The sequence below is a fragment of the Ruegeria sp. AN11 genome (assembly GCF_056536005.1).
Genome location: NZ_JBQFJD010000002.1, coordinates 558,909 through 582,365, shown reverse-complemented (window position 1 = coordinate 582,365; position 23,457 = coordinate 558,909). Strand labels below are relative to the sequence as shown.

Annotated in this window: 21 protein-coding genes; 13 read left to right on the top strand and 8 right to left on the bottom strand. The window is 58.0% G+C overall.

Annotated elements, in window-relative coordinates; translation table 11 throughout:
- Positions 1-51 precede the first annotated feature (51 nt).
- From ACR3EQ_RS22515 to ACR3EQ_RS22470, 10 genes are all read left to right on the top strand, one after another.
- Entirely contained in the window at positions 52-2,448 is a 2,397-nt protein-coding gene (locus ACR3EQ_RS22515; RefSeq protein ID WP_480492178.1) for a DUF2235 domain-containing protein, read from the top strand.
- A gap of 556 nt (positions 2,449-3,004) precedes the next feature.
- Positions 3,005-3,793 (top strand): hypothetical protein, encoded by a 789-nt coding sequence (locus ACR3EQ_RS22510; RefSeq protein ID WP_170815997.1) that lies wholly within the window; start codon positions 3,005-3,007, stop codon positions 3,791-3,793.
- Positions 3,794-3,850: 57 nt separating this feature from the next.
- Positions 3,851-4,318 (top strand): adenylate/guanylate cyclase domain-containing protein, encoded by a 468-nt coding sequence (locus ACR3EQ_RS22505; protein ID WP_480492176.1) that lies wholly within the window; start codon positions 3,851-3,853, stop codon positions 4,316-4,318.
- 146 nt (positions 4,319-4,464) lie between these two features.
- Positions 4,465-5,091, top strand: a complete 627-nt coding sequence (locus ACR3EQ_RS22500; protein ID WP_170611639.1) for a lectin-like protein — start codon at positions 4,465-4,467, stop codon at positions 5,089-5,091.
- 486 nt (positions 5,092-5,577) lie between these two features.
- Entirely contained in the window at positions 5,578-7,557 is a 1,980-nt protein-coding gene (locus ACR3EQ_RS22495) for a bifunctional 2',3'-cyclic-nucleotide 2'-phosphodiesterase/3'-nucleotidase (protein WP_480441494.1), read from the top strand.
- Positions 7,558-7,726: 169 nt separating this feature from the next.
- The gene (locus tag ACR3EQ_RS22490; protein WP_170611635.1) at positions 7,727-8,047 is read left to right on the top strand and encodes a thioredoxin domain-containing protein; all 321 of its coding nucleotides are present in this window, start codon (positions 7,727-7,729) and stop codon (positions 8,045-8,047) included.
- Positions 8,048-8,099: 52 nt separating this feature from the next.
- Positions 8,100-8,768 (top strand): cupin domain-containing protein, encoded by a 669-nt coding sequence (locus ACR3EQ_RS22485; RefSeq protein ID WP_170611633.1) that lies wholly within the window; start codon positions 8,100-8,102, stop codon positions 8,766-8,768.
- A 3-nt stretch (positions 8,769-8,771) separates the two neighbouring features.
- Complete coding sequence (locus tag ACR3EQ_RS22480) at positions 8,772-9,455, top strand: SDR family NAD(P)-dependent oxidoreductase (RefSeq protein ID WP_170611631.1); 684 nt, start codon at positions 8,772-8,774, stop codon at positions 9,453-9,455.
- A gap of 3 nt (positions 9,456-9,458) precedes the next feature.
- Positions 9,459-10,520: an FAD-dependent oxidoreductase gene (locus ACR3EQ_RS22475; RefSeq protein ID WP_170619635.1), complete on the top strand. Its 1,062-nt coding sequence runs from the start codon at positions 9,459-9,461 to the stop codon at positions 10,518-10,520.
- Positions 10,521-10,525: 5 nt separating this feature from the next.
- On the top strand, positions 10,526-11,089 hold the full coding sequence (locus tag ACR3EQ_RS22470) for a TetR/AcrR family transcriptional regulator (protein WP_170611627.1): 564 nt from the start codon (positions 10,526-10,528) through the stop codon (positions 11,087-11,089).
- 133 nt (positions 11,090-11,222) lie between these two features.
- Here the strand turns inward: ACR3EQ_RS22470 and ACR3EQ_RS22465 are convergent, their stop codons facing one another.
- The 6 genes from ACR3EQ_RS22465 to acnA form a co-directional block, all read right to left on the bottom strand.
- Positions 11,223-12,743, bottom strand: coding sequence for a tripartite tricarboxylate transporter permease (locus ACR3EQ_RS22465; protein ID WP_170611625.1), 1,521 nt, complete (start codon positions 12,741-12,743; stop codon positions 11,223-11,225).
- Position 12,744: 1 nt separating this feature from the next.
- Positions 12,745-13,248, bottom strand: coding sequence for a tripartite tricarboxylate transporter TctB family protein (locus ACR3EQ_RS22460; RefSeq protein WP_170611623.1), 504 nt, complete (start codon positions 13,246-13,248; stop codon positions 12,745-12,747).
- 79 nt (positions 13,249-13,327) lie between these two features.
- Positions 13,328-14,314, bottom strand: coding sequence for a tripartite tricarboxylate transporter substrate-binding protein (locus tag ACR3EQ_RS22455; RefSeq protein ID WP_170611621.1), 987 nt, complete (start codon positions 14,312-14,314; stop codon positions 13,328-13,330).
- A gap of 36 nt (positions 14,315-14,350) precedes the next feature.
- Complete coding sequence (rraA, locus tag ACR3EQ_RS22450; protein WP_170611619.1) at positions 14,351-14,845, bottom strand: ribonuclease E activity regulator RraA; 495 nt, start codon at positions 14,843-14,845, stop codon at positions 14,351-14,353.
- Positions 14,842-15,996: a PrpF domain-containing protein gene (locus ACR3EQ_RS22445; RefSeq protein ID WP_170619636.1), complete on the bottom strand. Its 1,155-nt coding sequence runs from the start codon at positions 15,994-15,996 to the stop codon at positions 14,842-14,844. Before ACR3EQ_RS22445 ends, rraA begins: the two co-directional genes overlap by 4 nt.
- Positions 15,996-18,584, bottom strand: a complete 2,589-nt coding sequence (gene acnA, locus ACR3EQ_RS22440) for an aconitate hydratase AcnA (RefSeq protein ID WP_170611614.1) — start codon at positions 18,582-18,584, stop codon at positions 15,996-15,998. The genes ACR3EQ_RS22445 and acnA overlap by 1 nt, the downstream gene beginning before the upstream one ends.
- Before the next feature lie 87 nt (positions 18,585-18,671).
- On the opposite strand from acnA, the gene ACR3EQ_RS22435 reads away from it, so the two are divergent.
- On the top strand, positions 18,672-19,343 hold the full coding sequence (locus ACR3EQ_RS22435; RefSeq protein ID WP_170611612.1) for an IclR family transcriptional regulator: 672 nt from the start codon (positions 18,672-18,674) through the stop codon (positions 19,341-19,343).
- A gap of 101 nt (positions 19,344-19,444) precedes the next feature.
- The gene (locus ACR3EQ_RS22430; protein ID WP_480492172.1) at positions 19,445-20,317 is read left to right on the top strand and encodes an isocitrate lyase/PEP mutase family protein; all 873 of its coding nucleotides are present in this window, start codon (positions 19,445-19,447) and stop codon (positions 20,315-20,317) included.
- Positions 20,318-20,430: 113 nt separating this feature from the next.
- Here the strand turns inward: ACR3EQ_RS22430 and ACR3EQ_RS22425 are convergent, their stop codons facing one another.
- Positions 20,431-21,594 (bottom strand): aminotransferase, encoded by a 1,164-nt coding sequence (locus ACR3EQ_RS22425; RefSeq protein WP_480492170.1) that lies wholly within the window; start codon positions 21,592-21,594, stop codon positions 20,431-20,433.
- A gap of 11 nt (positions 21,595-21,605) precedes the next feature.
- Positions 21,606-22,553, bottom strand: a complete 948-nt coding sequence (locus ACR3EQ_RS22420; RefSeq protein WP_480492169.1) for an ornithine cyclodeaminase family protein — start codon at positions 22,551-22,553, stop codon at positions 21,606-21,608.
- Between the two features lie 91 nt (positions 22,554-22,644).
- On the opposite strand from ACR3EQ_RS22420, the gene ACR3EQ_RS22415 reads away from it, so the two are divergent.
- A complete protein-coding gene (locus tag ACR3EQ_RS22415; RefSeq protein WP_480492167.1) occupies positions 22,645-23,433 on the top strand; it encodes a helix-turn-helix transcriptional regulator in 789 nt (262 codons plus the stop codon).
- The last annotated feature ends 24 nt before the right edge of the window (positions 23,434-23,457 follow it).

The following is a 23,457-nucleotide window of genomic DNA, read 5'->3' as shown; positions in this document are numbered from 1 at the left end:
CTCCTTCCGGCCACCGGTGCGCGAGGGAATTGATTAGTCCGAAGGTGCGTTATGGATGACCATGAAGACACAAAGACTGCAGCGGGCCTTCCTGAAGGGCGCAAACCGCGCACAGGACCGAACAAGCGGCTCATTGTGTTCGCTGACGGTACAGGCAACGCATTCGGCGGTCAGGCATCGAACATCTGGCGGCTTTATGAGGCCATCGACAAACGCGGGCTTAGCCCCCTGAAGTCCAGCCCGCAACTGGCGCGCTATATCCCGGGTGTCGGAACGTCATCGATTGGACTGGTGCGCTTGTTTGACGGTGCCACGGGGCTGGGCGTGCCGGGCAACGTGCAAAAGCTGTATCGATTCCTGTGCTGGAACTGGGAACCCGGTGACGAAATCTGGATGTTCGGCTTCAGTCGCGGCGCTTTTACCGTGCGTACGCTGGCTGGACTTATCAGCTCCCAAGGGTTGATGCCCCGGGAAGTCGACGGGACCACCATGTCAGTCGCGGAAATGCATCGCAACTCGAAAGGCGCGTGGCGTGCCTACAGACGGCAGACCGCACCATTTCGCGATCCTCGCACAGGCAAAGTTCGCATGAGCCCGACCGTCTCGATCGGGCGCTTCATCCGGGATGCTTGCGTATGGGCCAAACGGACGATCAGCAGGCAGAAGAAACATGTCCAGGTGATTGAGATTCTGCGAACTGAGCAACCCGAACGCTGCGCCGGCCAGATCAAAATCAGGTTCCTGGGCCTGTTTGATACGGTCGAAGCTTATGGAGTGCCGCTGGAAGAGCTGCGCGCGGTTTTCGATTTCTGGATATGGCCCATCAGTTTTCGCAACCGCGTCTGCAGCCCGGTCGTAGAACATGTCTGCCACGCCCTGTCCCTTGATGATGAGAGACGCACCTATCACCCGCTGCGATTTGATCAGACTCCACAACTCGATCTCAAGGGCTCAGGCAATCAGAAGGACGGGCCAAGGATCAAGGAGGTTTGGTTTGCCGGTGTCCACGCCGACATTGGTGGCGGATATCCCGACGATGAAGCTTCGCTTGAGCCGCTGATCTGGATGATTGAGGAAGCCAGAAAGGATGGCCTGATCTTCATTGACGAAAAGGTCCACGAACTTGACAGCCGGCGCTCGAAAAACGCGTTGATTCACGATTCACGCAGCGGATTGAAATCGGCCTACCGCTACACACCCCGACCCGTTGAAAGTGGTGAGGCATTTGGTGGCAAGCCTGTTGTGCACAGCTCGGTCGTCCAAAAGATCCTGACTGGCCGGGATGGCTATGCGCCAGTGATGATGAACGACGATTTCCAGCCGCACGATCAACCACAACAGGTTTCACTGCACCACAACGCGGAAGTTGCCGAGCAGGTCAAGGCACTGGTCTTGTGGCGCAGGATCGCAAATATCTCGTTCATCAGCCTGCTTTTGTTCGCATTGGTCCTGCCATGGGCGGGCGAGCCCGTCCGGGCCATGTTGCAGCCCGGCCGACCGCCGGTCGGGTCAGATGGCGTCGTGCTACCCGACGCCATATCGTCCGTCGCACCCGGCATCGTTCAGCCCTGGATACAATCCCTGTGGAAGCATCCAGTGCTTTCGATACCGCTCATCGTGGCAATTGTGGCGCTGTTTCTGTCCGGCGCGGCGCTTCGGGACCGGATAAAGGATACCGCCCGTCAGGCCTGGACCTCGGATCGCAAAACCAATCTGCAAAAACCGGCAGACCGGTTTCTGGTTCGAACGGGCAATTTGCTGCAATCCAGCCGAACACTGAATGCGGCTTATGCATTTCTGGGCCCCAAGCTGGTGCAGGTCGTCTTGGCTGTGTTGATGTTGCTCGGCGTGTTCAAGCTTGTGCATGTTTTTAGCCTGATGTTCACCACCGTCAGCGGCAGTCTGTGCCCAGACACTGGCCCCGGACACGTGATCGAACCGGGAAGCACTTTTGTTCTGCAAGATGAGTTTTCGCCCCAATCTGTCTGCTGGCCGACTGGTGTCGATCTTGTCGAAGGGCTAACATACTGGATCAGGCTGGAGGAAACCGATCCATTCACCGACAAAGGCGCACGCGTTCCGATGACCGGGTTCCAGACCAACAAACGGGTGTATGTACTGGGCAGCCTGATACGACGTTCGAGCGCAAACTGGTTTCAACCGGTCGCGCAAATCGGGGCGAAGGGCGAATCGATTTTACCGCTTTTTGACTACACAGACAAAACCACGGCGTTCATTTCGTGCTTTGATGACATGGCCGCCGAAGACGGACGCAATTGCGATCCGGTTGATGCACCCAAGGCGATGACGACGCGTATCCGGGCAGAGAGAAGCGGACCGCTGTTTCTGTACGTGAACGACGCGATCATCTGGCCCTTTGACGGTTTCTATGCCAACAACGGTGGCTCCGCCCGTGTCAGCATCCTTGCAGAGGAACCGCCGCTATGACTCTTAATGCAGCGGAACTGTTTCAAAGCTCTGACCGTCAACATGCGCTCCCTCCGCTTTTGCTGAAGTGCAGCAATCAAGACTGTCGCTAGTGCCTGGGTGCGGTGCCATCAGCCGCGAAAGGCAAAGTCCCAACTGAGTTACCGAGACCCAAAAGCGCGATGTCAGCCAAGACAGGATGCGATGACTCGAGACCTTCCGGACCATTCGGAAAACACACTTCGCGAACAATCCAAACGGCGCTCTTCTCGACAGTCGAATTTGACAAAGATCCAATGGCCGCCATAGTTTTAGGCTTGGCTGCTCAGTGTTTTTGAGATGTTTTGGTGTTGAAATGCGTGTCTTTGGCTGGGCATTTGCCCTTGAAATTTGTGCCGGACCGATCTTCGCGCAAAGTTTGCCCGCGAACTCAGTCTTCTGGTCGCAACCCGGTAGCACCGCCACATGCAGCGTGCAAAAACTGCACACCCTGCCTGACGAAAGAACAATCGTCACCCGCGGGGCTTTTGAAGGGAAATCATCTGCGCAGCGCTTCACTCAGGCCAGCGGATCCAACATGCAATCTGCGATTGGCAGCCGAAGTTTTGATGTACGTGCATTCGCTCAGCAGTACATATCGCTGGCGCAAAAAGGCAGTTTGACCAAGCTGCCAGGCGTAGACCACGATACGCACCCGTCATTTCAGTCATCGGTGCTCCTGATCAACGCCGCTTTCGCGTTTTCATTGTTCGATTTGCGCAAGGCGTGGTCGGCACAGGAAAGGGCGTTGGTCATTGATTGGGGCAACAAGATCGAACGCAATCAATGGAAGTATGGCACCCCCTCAGTGGATTCCGTTGCAGCCCAGGGGGCGGCGGCAATGGCGTGGGGTGCTGCGACCCAGCAACCCAAGATCTACAAAAAAGGGTATCGCCGCTTCATCAGAACGTTCAAGCGGATAGACAAGAATGGCCTGTTCGAAAGCAACCTGCGCGACAATAACGAGACAATCGCCATGGTCATGCTATCTGCGGAAGTTCAGCGAAGCAACGGGCTGTCGGGGTACAACATGGCAATGAATGGAAAGACCCTGCACGATGCGGTCAAGGCGCACGCGATCCGTACGTTGGAACTTGGACTGGTTGAAACACGGACACAAGCGGATGATGGCGGATCAGTCAGCTACTTTCGAACAAAAGGGTTCGCGGCGCATTTGGCATGGATTCCTATGTATCTTAGCCGGTATCCGTATGGCCCGGCCTCGGCGGATGTTAAAAGATTGAAGGCCGCAGTTGTCAGCAAAGGTGCGGGCGGGAGAAGCTTTTTTGGACGAAATATCGGAGGACCTACGGAATGCCTTTGGTAGTTCAAATCCCCGATTTGCCGGACCCCTTTCCAAGTCATCCGGTTCGGGGATCACCCCTTGGAAACTGAAGGATCATCTCCCGGCGGCCGCTCCGCTGTCCGCAGGAAACTGGCCGCAATTTTTGCTGCGGATGTGGTCGGCTTTAGCCGGCTGATGTCGCTGGATGAGGAAGGTACGCTGCTGCGGCTTGCCGATCACCGCGTGACCATGGATGCAATAATCTCAAAGCGTGGTGGACGTATTGCCAACACCGCCGGAGACAGCGTTCTGGCGGTGTTCGAAAGCTCCGTCGAGGCGGTGCGCTGCGCGGTCGAGGTCCAGGAAGCGCTGCGGTCCAAAAACGCGGGGGTGCCAGATGATCGGGTGCCGCAATTCAGGATCGGGATCAACGTTGGCGATGTGATGGTTCAGGGCGATGATCTGCTGGGCGATGGCGTCAACGTGGCCTCTCGGCTTGAGGCGCTGGCAGAGCCAGGGGGATTTGCCTTTCAAGCCAGGTACGCGAACAGATCGAAGGAAAACTGACCCTTGAATTTGTGTCGATCGGTCAAAAATGGCTGAAAAACATCCCAAAACCAGTTCAGGCCTACCGAGTTGCAGGAGAGCAAAGCAAGGTTTCGCGTTTCGTTGCGGTTTCAGGCTCTGCCCTCCGCAACAAGTGGGTTGTTCCATTGCTGGTCGCGCTTTCAATCGGACTGGCAGTCTTGGGCCTGACAGTATTGAACCTGTCCGCGCCCGATAACATGGCGACACCCGCTTCACCTGTTGTTGGAGATACCTTCAACCAACGGGATCTTGACGATTGGGCAACCCGTTCAATCAACTCACGAAAAATCCTGGAGCAGGCCACTTTTCAGGAACATGATTACGCACTGGTGCACGCCTGGGGTATTAAATGGGTAGAGGCCGAAGCAGAGGCCCGCGCCATGGGCGGATATCTGGCTGAAATTGGTTCACAGGCCGAGAACGATTTCCTCGTCGATCTGATTGCCGGTCAAGATGATGTCTGGCGGATGCGCGACGAAGGGGACCGTTGGCAGCGTTTCGGACCCTGGATCGGACTGGTTCAGAAGGAAGGTTCAAACGAACCTGCCGAAGGCTGGGAATGGTCCAACGGTGAACCCGTTGCCTTTACAAACTGGTTCTGGCACCAGCCCGACAACTATGACGGAAGCGAGCATTTCGGAAGGTTTCGCCAGTTTTCAGACCAGCCCGGGATCAAATGGGATGATGCCCGGCATGTCTCGACCGCGCGAGGATATCTGGTCGAATTCGAAGGTTCCTCGATCCAGAACTGAAGAGTTGGAATTTTTTCAGCAGAAACTGGTTTTCTGTCTCAGGGAACTTTGACGGCATGCACCGAATTTCGAGATCGTCGTAGCACACAGAAATGCGCTCCAGAAGCCCAACCATTGGGGCCATTTTAGTTCTGCTACCGCGCCCGTCTTTGAAACCTCAGGCGCGACTTCGCTCGGGAAACGGACGGATGGTTCTCACGCTTGATTTGTCGGTTCTCCTTCTCAACGAAGATCAACAGGCAACACGTCGCATGGTGCGTTCGCATCGGAGCTTCTGGGTCCAGGTCAGATTGCCGAAGAGAAAAAGTTGGGCACGGATCGGCGGCAGTCGATTCTACATCACACAAACGCAACTTTATGCATTAAGCTGTCTGGAGGTTTCCAGCCTTTAGCTCTGACTATTTTCGACTGATCCGGGCCGCTGTCACAAGACTGTAGCCAATACCTTGCAGAAGACCTTCGAAACACGAACCCAACAGGTGTCCCATGACTATGAAAAACACAACGGCCCTTTCTCGCCGTCAGTTTCTTGCCACGACCACGGCTGGCGCAGCGCTTGTCGTGCTGCATCCCTACTCGGCAGCGGCAAGTGGAAATCAGGCGCACCTGCGAATTATGGAAACCACGGATATTCACGTCCACGTCTTCCCATATGATTACTATGCCGATAAGCCCCGCGACACGGTGGGTCTGTCGCGCACCGCTTCGATCATCAATCAGATCCGGTCAGAAGCCACGAACTCCCTCCTGGTCGACAACGGCGATTTTCTCCAAGGCAACCCCATGGGCGACTACATCGCCTATGAACGCGGAATGAACGAGGGCGACAGCCATCCGATCATCACGGCGTTCAACACCGTCGGCTATGACGCGGCCACCTTAGGCAACCACGAATTCAACTACGGCCTGAGCTTTTTGGAGAAAGCACTTGCAGGCGCGGAATTCCCGGTTGTTCTGGCCAACGTGGCCAAGGAAAAGGGTGCCGGCCCGCTCGGGGACAAGACGTTGGTTCAGCCGTACACCATCCTCGACCGCGAGATTGAGATGGGCGACGGCACCAAACACCCGATCAAGATCGGCGTCATCGGCTTTACCCCGCCGCAGATCATGAACTGGGACCGCAAGCATCTGGATGGCAATGTCGAGACGCGCGACATCGTCGAAACCGCCAAAGCCTATGTCCCTGAAATGCAGGAACAGGGCTGCGATCTGATTATCGCCCTATCGCATTCGGGGATTGGCGAAGCCGACCATACAGACGGTATGGAAAACGCCTCGGTCGCACTGGCAGGGGTTGACGGGATCGACGCCCTTGTGACCGGGCACAATCACCTGGTCTTCCCGTCACCGACCTTTGCGGATCGCCCCGGTATCGATGTCGAGAAAGGGACGCTGATGGGAAAACCAGCCGTCATGGGCGGATTTTGGGGTTCGCATCTGGGCATTTTGGACCTGCTGCTGGAACGTGACGGATCCGAATGGCGTGTCGTCACCACCACCTCCGAAGCGCGCCCGATCTCGAAGCGGAACGAAGACCGCTCGATCACGGCTCTTGTCGGTGACGATCAGAAAGTGCTGGATTCGGTTGCCGTAGAACATGAAGAGACGCTGGCCTATGTCCGCCGCGCGGTGGGCAAAACCTCAGCTCCGCTGCACAGTTATTTTGCGCTTGTGGCGGATGACCCTTCGGTCCAGATCGTCTCGATCGCGCAGAAATGGTATATTGATCAGATGTTGAAGGGGACCGAGCACGAAGGGCTGCCGATCCTGTCGGCAGCGGCACCTTTCAAGGCCGGGGGTCGGGGTGGACCCGATTACTACACCGATGTCCCGGTTGGTGATGTCGCAATCAAGAACGTGGCAGACCTGTATCTGTACCCCAACACCGTGCGGGCCGTGCGGGTCAACGGAGCGCAAGTGCGAGGTTGGCTGGAACGGTCGGCAGGCATGTTCAATCAGATCGAGCCCAGTTCCAAGGACGCGATCCTGCTGGACCCAAGCTTCCCGTCCTACAACTTCGACGTCATGGACGGTGTGACGTATCAGATCGACCTGTCTCAACCCTCACGCTTTGGCCCCAAGGGGGAAGAGGTCAATCCCGACGCTGCGCGGATTGTGAACCTTCAGTTCAACGGCGAGCCCGTGACAGACGACATGGAGTTCATCATCGCCACCAACAACTACCGCGCCTCGGGCGGTGGATCCTTCCCGGGCGCCTTGGGGGACACGGTTGTTTTCGAGGCCCCTGATACAAACCGTGATGTAATCGTTCGCTATATCGTCGAGCAGGGAACAATCGACCCCAAGGCAGACGCCAACTGGTCGTTTGCCCCGCTGGAAGGGACCACCGTCCTGTTCGAAACCGGGCCCAAGGCTCGTGATTATATGAACGATGTCAAAGGTGTAAGCATTGAAGACGCCGGCGACGGCGCCGACGGCTTCGCAGCGTTCCGTATCAAGCTTTGATGCGCAACAGTTCAATCTCAAGGGCGGCCGATGGGTCGCCCTTTGTTTAATCTCGAAGCCCGCTCTGTCTCCTCGGTAACAGCTGCCTGTGTGAGGGCGTGCCTTGACTTTTCTCTACCTACTGATAGGTAGTTATCTGTTGATTGATCCACCCAAAGGGACAGGCCTCATGAAATTCTATGACGTTGAAGGTTTCCCAAATCCTGCCTGTGCCCGTATCGTGCTTGCTGAAAAAGGGGCCAAGGACAGGGTTGAATTCGTCCCCGTGGACATGATGGGCGGCGAGCATCGCACGAAGGCGTTCAAGGCCAGGAACCCCGAGGCCGTGGTACCCTGCCCGGAACTGGCGGGTGGCACATACATCTCGCACTGCCATGCGGTCACCGAATTTATCGGCGCGGCCTTGGCAGATTTTGCAAAGCTAGACATTTCCGAAAGATTGAAAACCTGCAGTCTTGGCGCGCCAAACATTCGAACCGCCCGCCTGTAGCGGGTTGATCTCCGGGTCGTCGGCATCACAAATCGCAGAGGGAATTGGACCAATGGAAATAAACTCGGACTTCTCAGATCGCGTTGTAGTTCACTCCGACCAGCTTGCGTGGCAAGCCTCGCCCATGAAGGGTGTAGAGCGCCGGATGCTGGACCGGATCGGAGACGAGGTGGCACGCGCGACCACAATCGTGCGCTACGCGCCGGGTAGTCATTTTTCTGCCCATACTCATACCGGGGGCGAGGAGTTCATCGTTCTTGATGGCGTGTTTCAGGACGAACACGGCGACTTCCCCGAAGGCACCTACGTTCGCAACCCCCCGACCACGCAACATACGCCGGGGTCGGAGCCCGGGTGCACCATCTTTGTCAAACTCTGGCAATTCGACATGGAGGACCGCAACCAGTTCCGCAAGACAATGGCGGATGAGCTGGCCGCGCCGGAAAACGGCGTCGCCACGGCGGTCCTGCACAAAGACAAGCGCGAGGTTGTCACCTATAGCCATCTGGATGCGGGCGCGACGCTGACCTCGGATGCCACAGGAGGCATCGAGGTCCTGATCATCGACGGCTCGGTCACAGAAAGCGGGGATGAACTGGTCAGGAACGACTGGCTGCGCCTGCCCGAAGGTCAAAGCCTGTCAGCCGTTGCAGGGCCTAGTGGCGCCAAAATCTGGATGAAGACCGGTCATTTGCCGTTTGCCCGGCCACCAGCGGTGTAACCGATGACCCAACAAAAACCCTTGGCGCTTGTCGCCGGAGCGGGAGCTGGCCTTGGCCAATCTCTGGTGTCGCGTTTTCAGGCCGAAGGCATGGAGGCGGTTGGTCTTGGCCGTAGCCGTCCGGAAAACTCCGTCGGCGTGTTTCACGAGATCGACCTGTCCGACCCGGACCTGACCGCACCAATCATTGCAGACCTGATCGCGGAACACGGGCCGCCAAAGATTGTCGTGCACAACACCGCAGAGCTTGTAGTCGCGCCTTTCGCAGAAACGTCGCTGGATGACTTTCAGCGCACATGGACCTCGATGGTACAAACCCTGGTCGTGCTGGCGCAATCGGTGATGCAGCCGATGGTCCGTGGTGGCGGCGGTGCCCTGATCGTATCGGGGGCAACCGCCTCGCTGCGCGGCGGGGCACGTTTTTCGGCCTTTGCCTCGGCCAAGTTTGCCCTGCGTGGGCTGACACAATCGCTGGCGCGCGAATACCAGCCGGCGGGTGTTCACGTCGCGCATGTCCTTCTGGACGGCATCATTGATACAGCCCAGTCGCGCGATCGCCACAGTCTGGATCCTACCAAGATGATGAAGCCTGAAGACATCGCGCAGGCCTATTGGCAACTGGCGCAGCAGCCGCGTTCGACCTGGACCCATGAGCTGGACCTGCGCCCCTTGAGTGAGGCGTTCTGAGGCATGCGCACGGATACGCTTATCATCGGTGCAGGGCTCTCGGGCCTCAGCCTGGCGGCGCAACTGATGGATCAGGGGCAGGACGTTCTGGTGGCCGAGGCACGCGCCCGTCTGGGCGGGCGCATCCTGACCGAAACGCAGGGCGACGGTTATTTCGACCTGGGCCCGTCCTGGTTCTGGCCGGGTCAGCCCCGGATTGCCACGCTGATCGACCAGCTTGGATTGAATCGGTTCGAACAGTTCAGCACCGGCGCGCTGAGTTTCGAGGATGAGCACGGCCGTGTCGAGCGCGGCCGGGGATTTTCATCGATGGAAGGGTCATTTCGCCTGAAAGGCGGCCTTGCCGCCTTGATCGATGCACTGGCAGCCCGAGTGCCTGCCGGAATGATCCACCTGTCCACCCGGATCACCGCGCTGACGCAATCCGAAAACGGAGTGCTGGCCACCACGCAATCGGGTCAGCAGATCAGCGCACAGCGTGCGGTTCTTGCGTTGCCCCCGCGCGTCGCGGCTGAGCTGACCTATAATCCACCTTTACCCGAGCAAACTCGCTCCGCCATGCGCGAGGTCGCGACCTGGATGGCTGGACAGGCAAAGGCGATTGCCGTGTACGACACGCCCTTTTGGCGCGAGGCGGGACTATCAGGCGACGCCATGAGCAGGCGCGGGCCGTTGGTGGAAATACACGACGCTTCGCCCGCCGAAGGCCGTACTTATGCGCTGTTTGGCTTTATTGGCGTTCCACCACACATGCGCGCGGATGAACAGACGTTGCGCCAGCAGGTTCTTGCACAACTGGTGCGCCTGTTTGGCTCAGCGGCGGCAAATCCAAATGCGCTTTACATTAAAGACTGGGCATTCGACCCCTTCACCTCTACCGACCTGGACTTGCAACCTCTGTACACGCATCCGCGATACGGATTGCCGCAAGCCATGCGGGGCATCTGGAGGGATCGGATCATTTTCAGCGGCACGGAAACAGCCGCGCAATTCGGGGGATATCTTGAAGGCGCGCTGGAAGCGGCAGAAACCGCAGCGGCTTTGGTGCGTAGGGAAAGGGTTTAGACGCCATGGAAACAGATACAAAGACGGCTCTGCTGAATTCTGCCGAGCGTGCCGCCCGCAGCAAAGGGTTTGACGGGTTCAGCTATGCCGACCTTGCCAAAGAGGTGGGCATCCGCAAAGCCTCGATCCATTACCATTTCCCTACCAAAGACGCGCTGACGATTTCGTTGATGATCCGCTACCACAGCGAGTTGTCCGGCCGCTGTGCCGAGATTGAGCGGCTGTATGACACGGCGGGCGAGCGGATAAGCGCGTTGATCGCGCTCTATCGCACAGCATTGAACGGTGGGAAAACCCTGTGCCTGTGTGTCTCGTTGATCAGCAGCCGGGAAAGCCTTTCACATGAAGTCACTGATAAAATTCGCGAATTCCGCAGCATGTTGGTTTCGTGGATCGAAGGGGTCTTTACTTTGGGCAAGGCAGATGGGTCGATCTCGGGCGTTAGTGAACCTCGGGCGGAAGCGCGTGCCGCATTGGCCTTGCTGGAAGGCGCCCACCTGGCCGCGCGGGCCGAGGAAAGCCCGCAAACCTTTGATGACGCAGTGGCAATACTACAGTCCAGATGCTGACACGGGCCTGATCCTGATCACGTGGGCGCGGCAACGCTTCAATCAAACCACCCAGATGCGGTCGTCCACTGCCGGTGATCCAAACTAGCAACGACGTATTGTTTGGCCCGCAGGCCAAACAAACGCCTGAAACTCAGTCACCATCCGCAACCCCTTCGGCCCGGGCACGCGCGCGGCGGCGGCGGAAGCTAGGCAGCAACACCAGAAGCACGGCGAGAACCAGAAGACCCAAAGTCATCGGCCGCTGCCAGATAAAACTCATGCCATCATAAAGCTGCATCGCGCGCGAGAAGTTGTTCTCAAGCAAGGGTCCAAGAATGAACCCGATCAACAGTGGCGCCAGAGGATAATCGGCAAAGCGCAGGATCGTCGCGCAAACACCAAAGCCGACCAGGATCAGCAATTCGGTCGCATTGTTCTGCCCGATATACGCCCCCATGAGCGTGAAGAACAAAATGAACGGGATCAGGAAGTTGCGCGGAACGGCCAGTACCTTGGCGATATAAGGGATCAGCGGCAGGTTCAGGATCAGCAGCACCAGATTTCCAAGATACATCGAAATGATGACGGCCCAGAAAATCTGCGGCTCGTCGATCATCAGGCGCGGTCCGGGGCTGACATTCAGCGCGATCAATGCCCCAAGAAGGATCGCAGTGGTACCCGACCCGGGAATGCCCAGCGTCAGAAGCGGTACAAACGACCCGGTACAGGCGGCGTTGTTTGCGCTTTCCGGCGCGGCGATACCTTTGATCTCGCCCTTGCCAAAGCGCTCCTGTTCTTCCTTCGGCGCGATGTTGCGTTCCACCGCATAGCCAAGGAAAGAGGCAATCGTCGCCCCGGCCCCCGGCAAAACGCCGATGAAGAACCCTTGAATGGACTGGCGTCCGATGACCGGGGCTATCTTTCTCGCCTCGCTGCGGTCAATTCTCAGGTTCGTGATTTCACCACTATCGCCACCCCCGGTTTTCGACCGGTTGGGGTCCAGAACAAGGTAGATCGCTTCCGGCAAAGCAAACATTGCCATGGCCAGCGTAATGAAACCAAATCCGGACTGCAGGTCCATGATGCCCATGGTGAAGCGCGGCGCGTTGAACAGCACACCTTCGCCCACCGTCGCCATGATCAGACCCAGGAAGGTCATCAACAGCGCTTTGCTGACCTGCCCCGTTCCGGCAAAGGCGGCAATGGCCGAAAGACCGACGACCATCAGCGCGAAATACTCCGAGGAATGAAACAGCAGTGCCACCGAGGCCAGAGCCGGCGCAAAGACCATCAGCAGCACCGCCCCGATCGTGCCCCCGGCAAAGGACGAGATTGCGGCGACGGTCAGCGCCTTGCCTGCCTGCCCCGAACGGGCCAGCGGGTAGCCGTCGAAACTGGTTGCAACTGTCGAGGCCACCCCTGGCGCGTTGATCAGGATCGATGATGTCGATCCTCCGAAGACGGCGCCATAGTAGACACCGGCCAGCAGGATCAATGCGGCCGACGGGTCGCCGATGGTAATCGCGATCGGGATCATGATCGCAATGATCGACATCGGCCCCAGACCCGGCAGCATGCCAATGAACGTACCGATCAGGCAGCCGCCGATCACCATAAGAATGTTTGTGAACGTAAAGGCCGTCGCGAGGCCCATCATGAGTCCTTCAAGCATGTCAGCCTCCGTTTGCCATCGCGTTCAGAAATCCGGGAAACGGGCTGAGGAAAATGCCAAGTATCACTTCCACCAGATACCAGACCACCCCGGCGGCAATGGCACTGACAATGACCATCAGCACGTACCGGCGCTCGCCGAGAATGAAGCTTCCTACCGTGAGAAAGAGGAAGGTCGAGACCAGAAATCCAAGCGGACGCAGCAGCAGCGCATAACCGACCATCAAGGCCACCAGCAGCAACGCCTGACCCAACTTGTATTCATGCAGCTTCGCCAGATTGATGTCCGCCGCATCTTGTTTCTCAGGTGTTTTTTCCAACCCCAGAATAATGGACACCGACATCAAAATAGCACCTATGGCCAACACCTTGGGAAAGCTTGACGGCCAGATCGGGCTGCGCCGCATGATTGGCGGCAACAGGTCGTCCATGGTGAAATAGGCGGTATAGCCATAGGCCAGACAGATCAGAAGAATGACAAGTGCAATCCAGCGATCCAGTGCCATTTCCATCCCCTCCCCTTTTTTTGTTTGAGGTGTCCGGCACACAGCCGGGCACCCGTTTTTCAGGATATCGCAGACCGCGTCAGAGGAAGCCCAGCTTCTTCATCAGGTCGCCGATTTCCTGTTCCTGCTGCTCCAGGAACGCACGGAAATCATCACCGTTGTTGTGGATATCGACCCAACCGTTACGATCGCGGACTGCCACCCATTCCGGCGTGTCGTACATTTTGGTCAACGCATCCTGATACATGGCCAGCTTGTCTTCCGGCAGTCCGGGTGCGGCAAAGAACCCGCGCCAGTTGACGAACGTGGTGTCGTTGCCCTGCTCTTTCATGGTCGGAGCATCGGGATAAGCGTCCACACGCTCGTCCGAGGTCACGCCGATTATGCGCACCTCACCGGCCTTGGCCAATTCCACCGCTTCCGAGAAGCCCGTCGAAACGGCCTGTACCTCACCCGACAGCAAACCGGCCATGGTCGCACCGCCGCCGTCATAGGGGACGTATTTCATGGCCACAGGGTCAGCACCAGCTGCCTGAAAAACCATGGCGGCGACCAGATGATCCATACCGCCAGGTACCGAACCACCACCCACGGCAACGCCGTTCGGGTCGGCGTTGAAGGCTTCGATCAACCCGTTCAGGTCCTGAACCGGGCCATCTGCCGCGACCACAAGCGCCGCGTAATCCCCGATGGTCCCGGCCACAAGGGTCAGATCGCGGAAGTTCTGCGGGAAGATGCCCGTCAACGACCGAATCACGATTGGGGTCGAGTTGACCATAAGCGTGCCGTGGTTGCTGTCGGCGTTTTCGATCAGATAACCGATGGCCTTGCCACCGCCGCCGCCTGACATGTTCTCGTAGCTGGCCGATCCGACCAGCCCCGATTCTGTCAGTGCCTCGCCGGTACCACGCGCGGTGCCATCCCAACCGCCGCCGGCACCGCCGGGGATCAGAAAGTGGATACTTTCAACGACTTGTTCCGCGTGCGCCAGTGTCGGCGCGCCAAGTGAAACCGCCGCCACGGCGGCAGCCGCAAATGTCCTGCGGGTTAGATTGAATTTTGCCATGATTTCCTCCCATTGGCTGGCATTTCCTTGTTTTGTTTAAAGTGGTTCCTCCGCAATCAGGATACCGTCTTCATCGCAGTAGATGTAACTTCCGGGCTCGAAGAGCACGCTGCCAAAGGCAACCGGAACGTCTATTGCGCCGATCCCTGTCTTGGCGGACCGAACCGGAGTTACGCCCAGCGCTTTGATGCCAAGGTCGAGCTGCGCCAGACGCTTGCTGTCGCGGACAGCACCATTGATGACGATCCCGGCCCACCCATTGGCGATCAACCTCTCCGCCATCATGTCCCCCAACATAGCTGTTCGGAGCGAGCCACCGCCATCAAGTACGATGACACCGCCATTTCCCTGTAAAGTAAAGAGTTTCTCTTGAATCAGACGGGTATCTTCCGCCGTCACCGCAGTATGAATACGCCCCGAAAAGCTGCGTTTTGCACCGTAATCGTTGAACCGTTGCAGTACAGGGCGCACCTTGTCCGGATGGGCATCACTCAGATCCGTCGTAGGTCGGCTGGTCTGGAAACTGGTCAATGCGCTTCCTCCATCAATTCGGATGGGTAAAGGACGGCCCCTTCCATAATTCGCCTCTGTGTGCGGAAAGTACCGGCCGATATTGCCTCGGGTCCCGACGGGCCTGGCCGGACATCCGCGATGGTTGGCAAGTCACCCGATGGGTTTCCAATGCGTAATTCCTGACCCTCAGGTTGCGCGATCCTTTGCACCAGACTGCCCCGTATCTGGGCTGCAACGGCGGTGCACATGGCCCCCGTCAGTGTAATCGCGCGATGAAAGTTGCCCATCGACACGAGCCGCACATTGATGTCATGGCTGTCCTTTTTGTGAAGGCTGCCATCCAGCGCCGTGAACTCAGCGGGCGCACCGAGCATCGCCACTTTCGGGCTGGAGCGTTTTACGTCCTTGCGCGACGGAGCCATTCCCATTGCAACAGCACCAGCAACGCGAATTTCTTCGACCAGAGCCATAAAGTCCGGATCACCATCCAGATCCTGGGGGCGTTCGGTGGCGGTTTTGTGCAGATCAGCAGCGCGGAAAAACACTACCGGATTGGCCGCGTCGATCAGTGAGACCTCCAGCGCTCCGAACCCTTCGATCTGAAGCGTATCCAGCGCATTGCCCGTCGGCAGCAGCTTGCCGGTTCCGGCCCCACCGGGTGCAAGGAAATCTATCGTCACTTTCGCCCCGGTTCCCGCCACACCGGGAATTTCAAGCGTGCCCTGTTCGACGGGCTGACCGTCCCGCACCGGAAAGCGCGCGTGATAAACGCCATTGGTATTGGTGCTGAATATGCGGACCAGCACCTCACTTTGATCCGCTGCAACCTGCACCATGCCTTCCTCAACCGCGAAAGGGCCGACGCAGGAGGACATGTTTCCGCAGGCCGAGCCGTAATCGGCGACCGGTTCGTCCACGGCGATCTGCACGAATGTATAATCCACGTCCGCATCGTCACGATCCGAAGGCTCGACGATGACCACCTTGGACAAGGACGACAACCCGCCGCCCATGCCGTTCAGCTGGCGCCCGTTGGGGTCAGGGCTTCCCAGGACATGCAGGAATATGCGATCGCGCGCGGCCCGGTCCCTGGGCAGATCTGCACCGTTGAACACTACAGCCTTGGATGTACCGCCGCGATAAAACGCGGCCCGTAAACGTTCCGCCATCACGCCGCCCCCGCCAGAAATCCGCGGAACGCACGCGGCAGCAGACCGCCCTCGGCAAAGGTCGCACGCTCACCGTCATTGTACAGACGCAAATCCAGCGGCGTGGTATCCGTGCGACCATCCTTTCTGTGGATGGTCAGCTTGGCCTCGGTCAGATCATCGCTGAAGTCGATGTCAAAAGTCTCGGACCCGTCAAGTTGCAGCGTCCTGCGGTTCACGCCCTCCGGGAAACACAGCGGCGCAATCCCCATGTTTACAAGATTCGAGCGGTGGATCCGCTCAAAGCTCTCACAGATCACGGCGCGTATTCCGGCAAGCCAGGGGGCCTTTGCCGCCGTGTCCCGGGAAGAACCGCAGCCATATTCTTTGCCGCCGATCACCACCAGTTTCTGATCCCGGTCCAGATAGGTCTCAATCGCCTTGAAGACCGATGTAACCTCACCTTCAGGCTCGATCCGGGTCCACGAGCCTTCTTTGTCCGGGGTCATCTCGTTGCGCAGACGGTAATTTGCAAAGGTCGAACGAATAACCACATCCGAACATCCCCGGCGGGTCCCGAACGAGTTGAAGTCGCGTTGGGTGACACCCTTTGCCTGAAGGAACTGCCCGGCCTCAGAATCGGTGGTGATGATACCAGACGGCGATATATGGTCGGTCGTGACACTGTCGCCCAGAATGGCCAGCGGACGCAGGCCGCGCAGCGGTTCGATCCCGGCGTTCTCGGGGCGAATGCCTTTCACAAAGGGTGGAAATGAGACATAGGTCGAAGGCACCCATTCATATGTTCCGGTGCCAACCTCCATCGCGTTCCACTGGTAATTCACATCTCCGATTGCAGCGTAGTTGTCGCGAAACTCGTCAGGTGTGACATAAGTCTCGACAATCCGCGCCACCTCATCCGCCGAGGGCCACAGATCATTCAGCATCACCGGCTTGCCGTCCCGGTCCACCCCCAGGGGCTCGGTCGTAATGTCCTTATGGATCGTACCCATCAGCGCATAGGCCACGACCAGCGGCGGCGAGGCAATCATGTTGCGCGAAGCCAGCGGGTGAATGCGCCCGGCAAAGTTCCGGTTCCCGGAAAGGACCGCGATCCCTTTGACATCATTGTCCTTGATCGCCTTTTCGTGATCTGGATGCAGCGGTCCCGACATGCCGTTGCAGGTCGAACAGGAAAATGCCGCAACTTCGAACCCGAGGGCGTCCAAGGGCGCCTGCAGGCCGCTTTCCGCCAGGTATTTAGCCACGACCCGCGAACCCGGAGCCAGCGAAGTTTTGACATGTGGCTTGACAGTCAGGCCGCGCGCCACGGCGTTTCGGGCCACCAGCCCGGCTAGAACCATGTTGCGCGGGTTGGCGGTGTTGGTGCAGCTGGTGATCGCAGCGATGATCACATCGCCGTCACCGATGTCGTGATCGGCATTCGGGACCGGAACCCGACGGTCCGTTTCGCCCTCAAAAGTCAGACGCTCAGCGGCGGCGGACAGGTCAATCCGCTGTTCCGGCCGGGACGGGCCCGAAACGGACCGGCCAACCTGATCAAGGTTCAATTCAACCACCTGCTCGTATTCAATGGCCGCATCCATGCCATCGACCCAAAGGTTTTGCGCCTTGCAGTAGCTCTCGGCCAATGTGGCGCTTTCACTGCGGCCGGTCTGGCGCAGGTACCCAATGGTGCGCTCGTCGACCGGGCAGAACACCATAGTGGAACCATATTCCGGCGCCATGTTTGCAATGGTGGCGCGGTCGGCGACGCTCAGCGCGGAATAACCGGTGCCAAACAGCTCAACAAAGGTGTCGACCACGCCGATGGCGCGCAGTTTCTCGGCGATGACCAGCGCAATGTCAGTGGCGGTGACATCGTCGGACGGGTTGCCCGTTACCTCAAGCCCGATGACGCGGGGCACATTGACCGGGGTGGTCTCACCGAACAGCAGCGCTTCGGCCTCTAGCCCCCCAATGCCCCAGCCCATGATCCCCAACGCGTTGATCATCGGCGTGTGGCTGTCAGTGCCAAGGCTGGAGTCCGGGATCAGAACATCGGGGGTCTCGTTGGATGGCAAAACAGTCTGCCCGAGATATTCCAGATTGACCTGATGGCAAATCCCACCCCCCGGCGGAATGACCCGCAGTCGGGGGAACCGTGCTTCACAGGCTTTTAGAAAAGCGAAACGCTCACGGTTGACCTCAAACTCTCGGTCCATGTTCTTGGCCAGCGCAAACTTGTCCGCCCAATGGTTGATCGACATGGAATGGTCGATCACCAGGTCGACCGGCAGGCTCATATCAACTACGTCCGGATCTCCGCCCACCTCCTCCAGCCGGTTGCGCATGGCCATGATGTCGATCAGCGCCGGAATTCCCAGCATGTCGTGCAACAACAGCCGTGCAGGACGGAACGGTACAGCCTCGCCAGAGCGTCGGAGCACATCCAGCGCCGCAGCGCCTCCTTCGGAATGACGCGCAGCATTTTCCGCCAGAACCCTTAGAGAATAAGGAAGCTTTCGAAATTCGGGGCCCAATAGGGCGCAATAGTCCACGGCCCGAAAAGAGGTGTTGGCGATAGGTTTGTAGGTTGCGATTGTCACGGTTGCCTCCTGATTTGCCGACAAGCTAGACATTGCGGCTGGATATCAGCAAGATCGATCTAACCCCGTTTCACCTGGCAGAATGCTATGCCCGCGAACAGAACCGAATCCGTCGAACGTGCCATGTCCATCCTCAGTGCCTTTTCGACACAGCGCCCAATCATGTCTCTTGCAGAGTTGGCCGAAGAGACAGGCCTGCACAAAAGCACGATCCTGCGGCTGACCAACTCGATGATGATCTATGGCTTCATTCAGCGCGATAGTGACGGCATGTTCAGTGTCGGCCCCAGCGTCTGGCGGCTGGGGTTGATATTCCGGCGCGATTTCACCAAGCGCGAACACGTCGCGCCATCGCTAAAAATCCTGGCTGAGGCAACTGGGGAAACCGCCTCGTTCTATGTCCGCTCGGGCAATGAACGTATCTGTTTATACAGGGAAAATTCCCCCAACCTGCTGCGATTCCATGTTGAGGAAGGTATGCGCCTGCAATTGTCCACTGGGGCCTCCGGGCTGGTCTTGAGGCATTTCTCGGGCGAGGATGTCGGTGACCTGGCCAAGTTCAACAAGAACGGCACGGTCAGTTCAGTCGGTCAGACAAATCCCAACATCTCCTCTGTCGCGACCCCTGTTTTTGATGCAAACGGCGATCTCATCGGCGCCCTGACAGTGTCCGGTCTGGCCAACAGGTTCGATACCGAGGCGCGGGCAAATACGGTCCCGCTGCTGGAAAGTCTTGCGCGCAGTCTGACCACACGCTGACGGCACTGTTTCATCTGACAGAACGCAATTCACAGCAACTTGCCTCGTACCGCAGGCTTCGCTAGGCAGGCAGGCAGACCATTGAACCGGAGAGCGCGCCGATGATGAACCATGAGATCAACAAAGCATTCCGTGAACGCCTGAACACGGGCAAAGCCGTTCTGATGCCCGGCGCAGCCAATGCTCTTGCGGCACGCGTGATCGACCAGTTGGAGTTTGAGGCCGTCTATATCTCGGGTGCGGGGCTGACCAACACCTATCTGGGCATGCCCGATCTGGGCTTCATCTCGCTGCCCGAGATCGCCCAGCACACATCGGCCATCCGCAACAGCACCGAACTGCCCATTGTGGTTGATGCGGATACCGGCTTCGGCAATGCCCTGAACGTCCACCATACCGTGCGCACGCTGGAACGCGCCGGCGCCAGCGCCATTCAACTTGAGGATCAGGTTAATCCCAAACGCTGCGGTCATTTCTCCGGCAAGGATGTGGTCGATCTGACAGAGGCGCGCAGCCGTATCAAGGCCGCAGCAGACGCCCGCCACGACCCAAACTTCCTTATTGTCGCGCGCACCGATGCCTGTGCGACCCAAGGGTTCGACGCCGCCATTGAACGCGCGGAAGCCTTCATCGAAGACGGGGCTGACATCACATTTATCGAGGCACCGCGCAGCCTTGACGATATTCGCAGCATTCCCAAGCGGCTTGCAGGCACGCCACAGCTGATCAATCTGGTTGTAGGCGGCAAAACTCCAATCATCGAATTCTCTGGTCTGGACGAAATGGGGTTTGGCCTGGTCCTATATGCCAATGTCGCGTTGCAGGGCGCACTGAAGGGCATGAACGACGCGCTGTCGATGCTTCAAGCCAACGGCCGCATGGACGAAAGCGGACCCGTCGCCAGTTTCGAAATCCGTCAGAACGCAGTTCAGAAAGCACATTACGACGAGATGGAGATGCGCTACTCGGAATAAACCGCAAAAGCGGCCTGCCGTTTCTGATCGGCGCTTTGACCAGGCGCGTTGCCAATCGTGCGAAAGGCTGCATCCGGACAAAAATAGTCAAACCAACACCTCCAAGCCCGGCCTTATTCTTCCGAAACGTCTGCGACAAAACCACCGTCGGCGCGACCGAAGCGGGCTATCAGAAACCCTGACAGTTTTTCCAAACCCTCCCGCAGCACATAGGGGTCATTGGCAAAACCGATACGGACATAACCTTCCATGTCAAAGGCGTCGCCCGGGGTCAGCATCACTCCGGTTGTCTGCACCAAGTCGACACAGAATTCGCGTGAGCTGATCGGTATGTCGAGTTTCAACATCGCGGTTGTCCCGGCGCGGGGTTTGACCCAATCAACGCGCGGCTGCGTGGCAATCCATGCGTCCAGCACAGCAAGATTCCCCCGCGTGATCCGGTGACTGCGGGCCAGAACCTTATGCTGGTTCTCCAATGCGATGGCAGCAAAGTGATCGTTGATCATACCGACCGAGATCGTATCGAAATCACGGTGGATCAGGATCTGCTCGGTCACCTCTTTCGGGGCCACCACCCAACCGACGCGCAAACCGGCCAGCGAAAACGCTTTCGATGTACTCGCCGTGCTGATCCCCTTTTCGTATATGTCAACAATAGAAGGCGACATGCCGTCGCCCTCCTGCCCGGTGCCGCGATAGACTTCGTCACACAGGACATATGCGCCGACAGAACGTGCAATCTCGGCAATGTCCAGCAACATTGGCCGTTCGATCAGCGCACCCGTCGGATTGTTGGGGTTTGTCAGGGCAATCAGTCTGGTTTCCGGTGTCACCAGTTCACGTAACCGGTCCAGATCAGGCAGGAATGCGTCTTCCGCGCGCAGTGGCAGAATCTGAACATCGGCTCCGATACTGGCGGGGATCGAATAGTGTTGCTGATAGGTCGGCACAATCGAAACCATCCGGTCCCCGCGCGAAACCACTGCCTTATGCACTAGCATATTGGCCGCAATCGTGCCGTGGGTAATGGTGATATCTTCGACGTTCCGATCGTCATAGAGATCTGAAATGGCCTGACGCAGGCGGATTGACCCTTCGATCGCACCGTAGGTCATTTTCATTGGCAGCAGTTCGGACAAGTCGTTTTGATTAAGTCCGGACAGTTGCAACAGCTGATCGATCGTGATGCTGGCCACGCAGGTTTCGGCAAGATTGTGGGTACAGCGGGTTTCCCACTCATTCATCCAGATTTCGACTTTGAACGGTTCGATGAACATGTGCGCTCTCCTCAGGCTGAAGTCTGGTCAAAAACGGCTTTTGCCACGGCGATGTCCTCCAGCCCCAACCCGACAGAGCGGAAGAAGACCGGAGTTCCTGCAATAGGTCGCTGGCATCTGCCGGTACAGAGTTCCGCAAGATCGCCAAGGATCGCGGTCTTGCTCCAGTTGTGTCGTTCCACCGCAATCAGCATCTCGCCGGCCGTATCAGGGGTTGTTTCCCGGTAGTCGCAATAGACCTGCGCGGATGCCAGAAAGGTCGGATCAACTTCATGCGCACGGGCAACATTGGTGCTGATCGATGTCACCAGCGCATCGACCGCTATATCTTCCGTGGAAATGACCGGACTACCCGATGACGTGCACAGCATGACAACATCGGCCTGTGCAATAGCCTGCCTGGAACTCGAGGCCAACTTGGCGTCAGGGCACAGCATTTTCCATGTCGCCTGAATATCCGCGTTTTCACCCAAACCCGGCGAGTAGATGCGCACCTCTGCCCAGTCGCGCAGACCGGCCACATGGCGCATATGCGCCTGTGCGACCTGACCTGTTCCGATGATGGCCAGCGTCAGCGGGCGGCCCGTCGGAGCCAGCTCATCCACCGCCAATGCGGTCGTGGCGGCCGTGCGTTCGGTGGTCAGCACGCCTGCGTCGATCAACGCCAATGGCTGACCATCTTTTATGGACATCAGAACAGTCCAGGTGGTGATGATGGGTCCATTGGCGCGCGGCAGATAAGGCGACAACTTGGCCCCGAACACACCGGCCCCCTCGAGCGCTCCGAGATAGGTTATGAAATCGCCGCCCCCTGGAATTTCGGTCACGGTCTGCGGTGGTTGTACCGCACGGGCTTCACCAAGCTCGGTGAACAGCGTGCGCATCGCTTGGACCACATCCAGCTTGCCCAGGTGTTCTGAAACCGTTGTATTATCAAGGACAATCGGCGGGTTCGGCATATTGATACTCCTTTGCGGAGTTCGGTATCAGCAACATTATAGTAAAACCATCGTCCCAAGGGATGAGACAACGGTAGGAAGAAGGCCGGATTTGCAGTTAAAGGAATTCAGCCAATCCATTTCTGAAGTGATCGACGGGCAGGCAAAAAGCGATGCCCTGATCCGGGCCGTCGAATACCTATTTCCGTGCGAGGCGGCATTTGCGGTGCTCAACCGACCCTCAGGGCCTCCGGTTTATCTGGCGGATAGCTACCCAAATCCAGCGTCCAAGGCCGCGGTTCAGCTGTATGTCTCCAGAACCTACCTGCTCAACCCGGTGCACAATGCGATCCGGGCAGGTATCGCCGCAGGGGTATACCGGATGGCCGATCTCGCACCGGATAACTGGGTCGCAACAACGCCGGATGTCATCGCGGATGAGAGCGAAGAGATCAAATTCAGGACGCCCGGCTGGCCCTTCGGTCTGCAGGAAGTTTCAGTCCTGGTCGACATGCCCCAGAGGATCATGGGTGAGGTAAGCCTGGCCCGCAAAGCCACGCCTGACGGTATCCCTCAGCAGGATTTGGAAGTTTTGCGATCCGTCCTGCCATTGATCCGGCTGGCGTTTCTACGGCTGTCCAGAGAGCAGACGCAAGCGTCGGGTCGTCCATCACCTTCACCGGAGTCTTTTGGCCGTGACGTTCTGACCGCGCGAGAGGCTGAAGTTGTCCAGATGATCCTGAAAGGCCATTCAAGTCTTTCGATCAGCAAGACACTGAGCATAGCGATGCCGACCGTGAAATCACATCGTCGAAATGCGTATGCAAAGCTTGGGATCAGCACTCAATCTCAGCTATTTCACGCCTTCGTCGATGGCTTGAACCTCGGTTTCAACGAATGAAGGCCATTGGCATTCAGGTGCCAT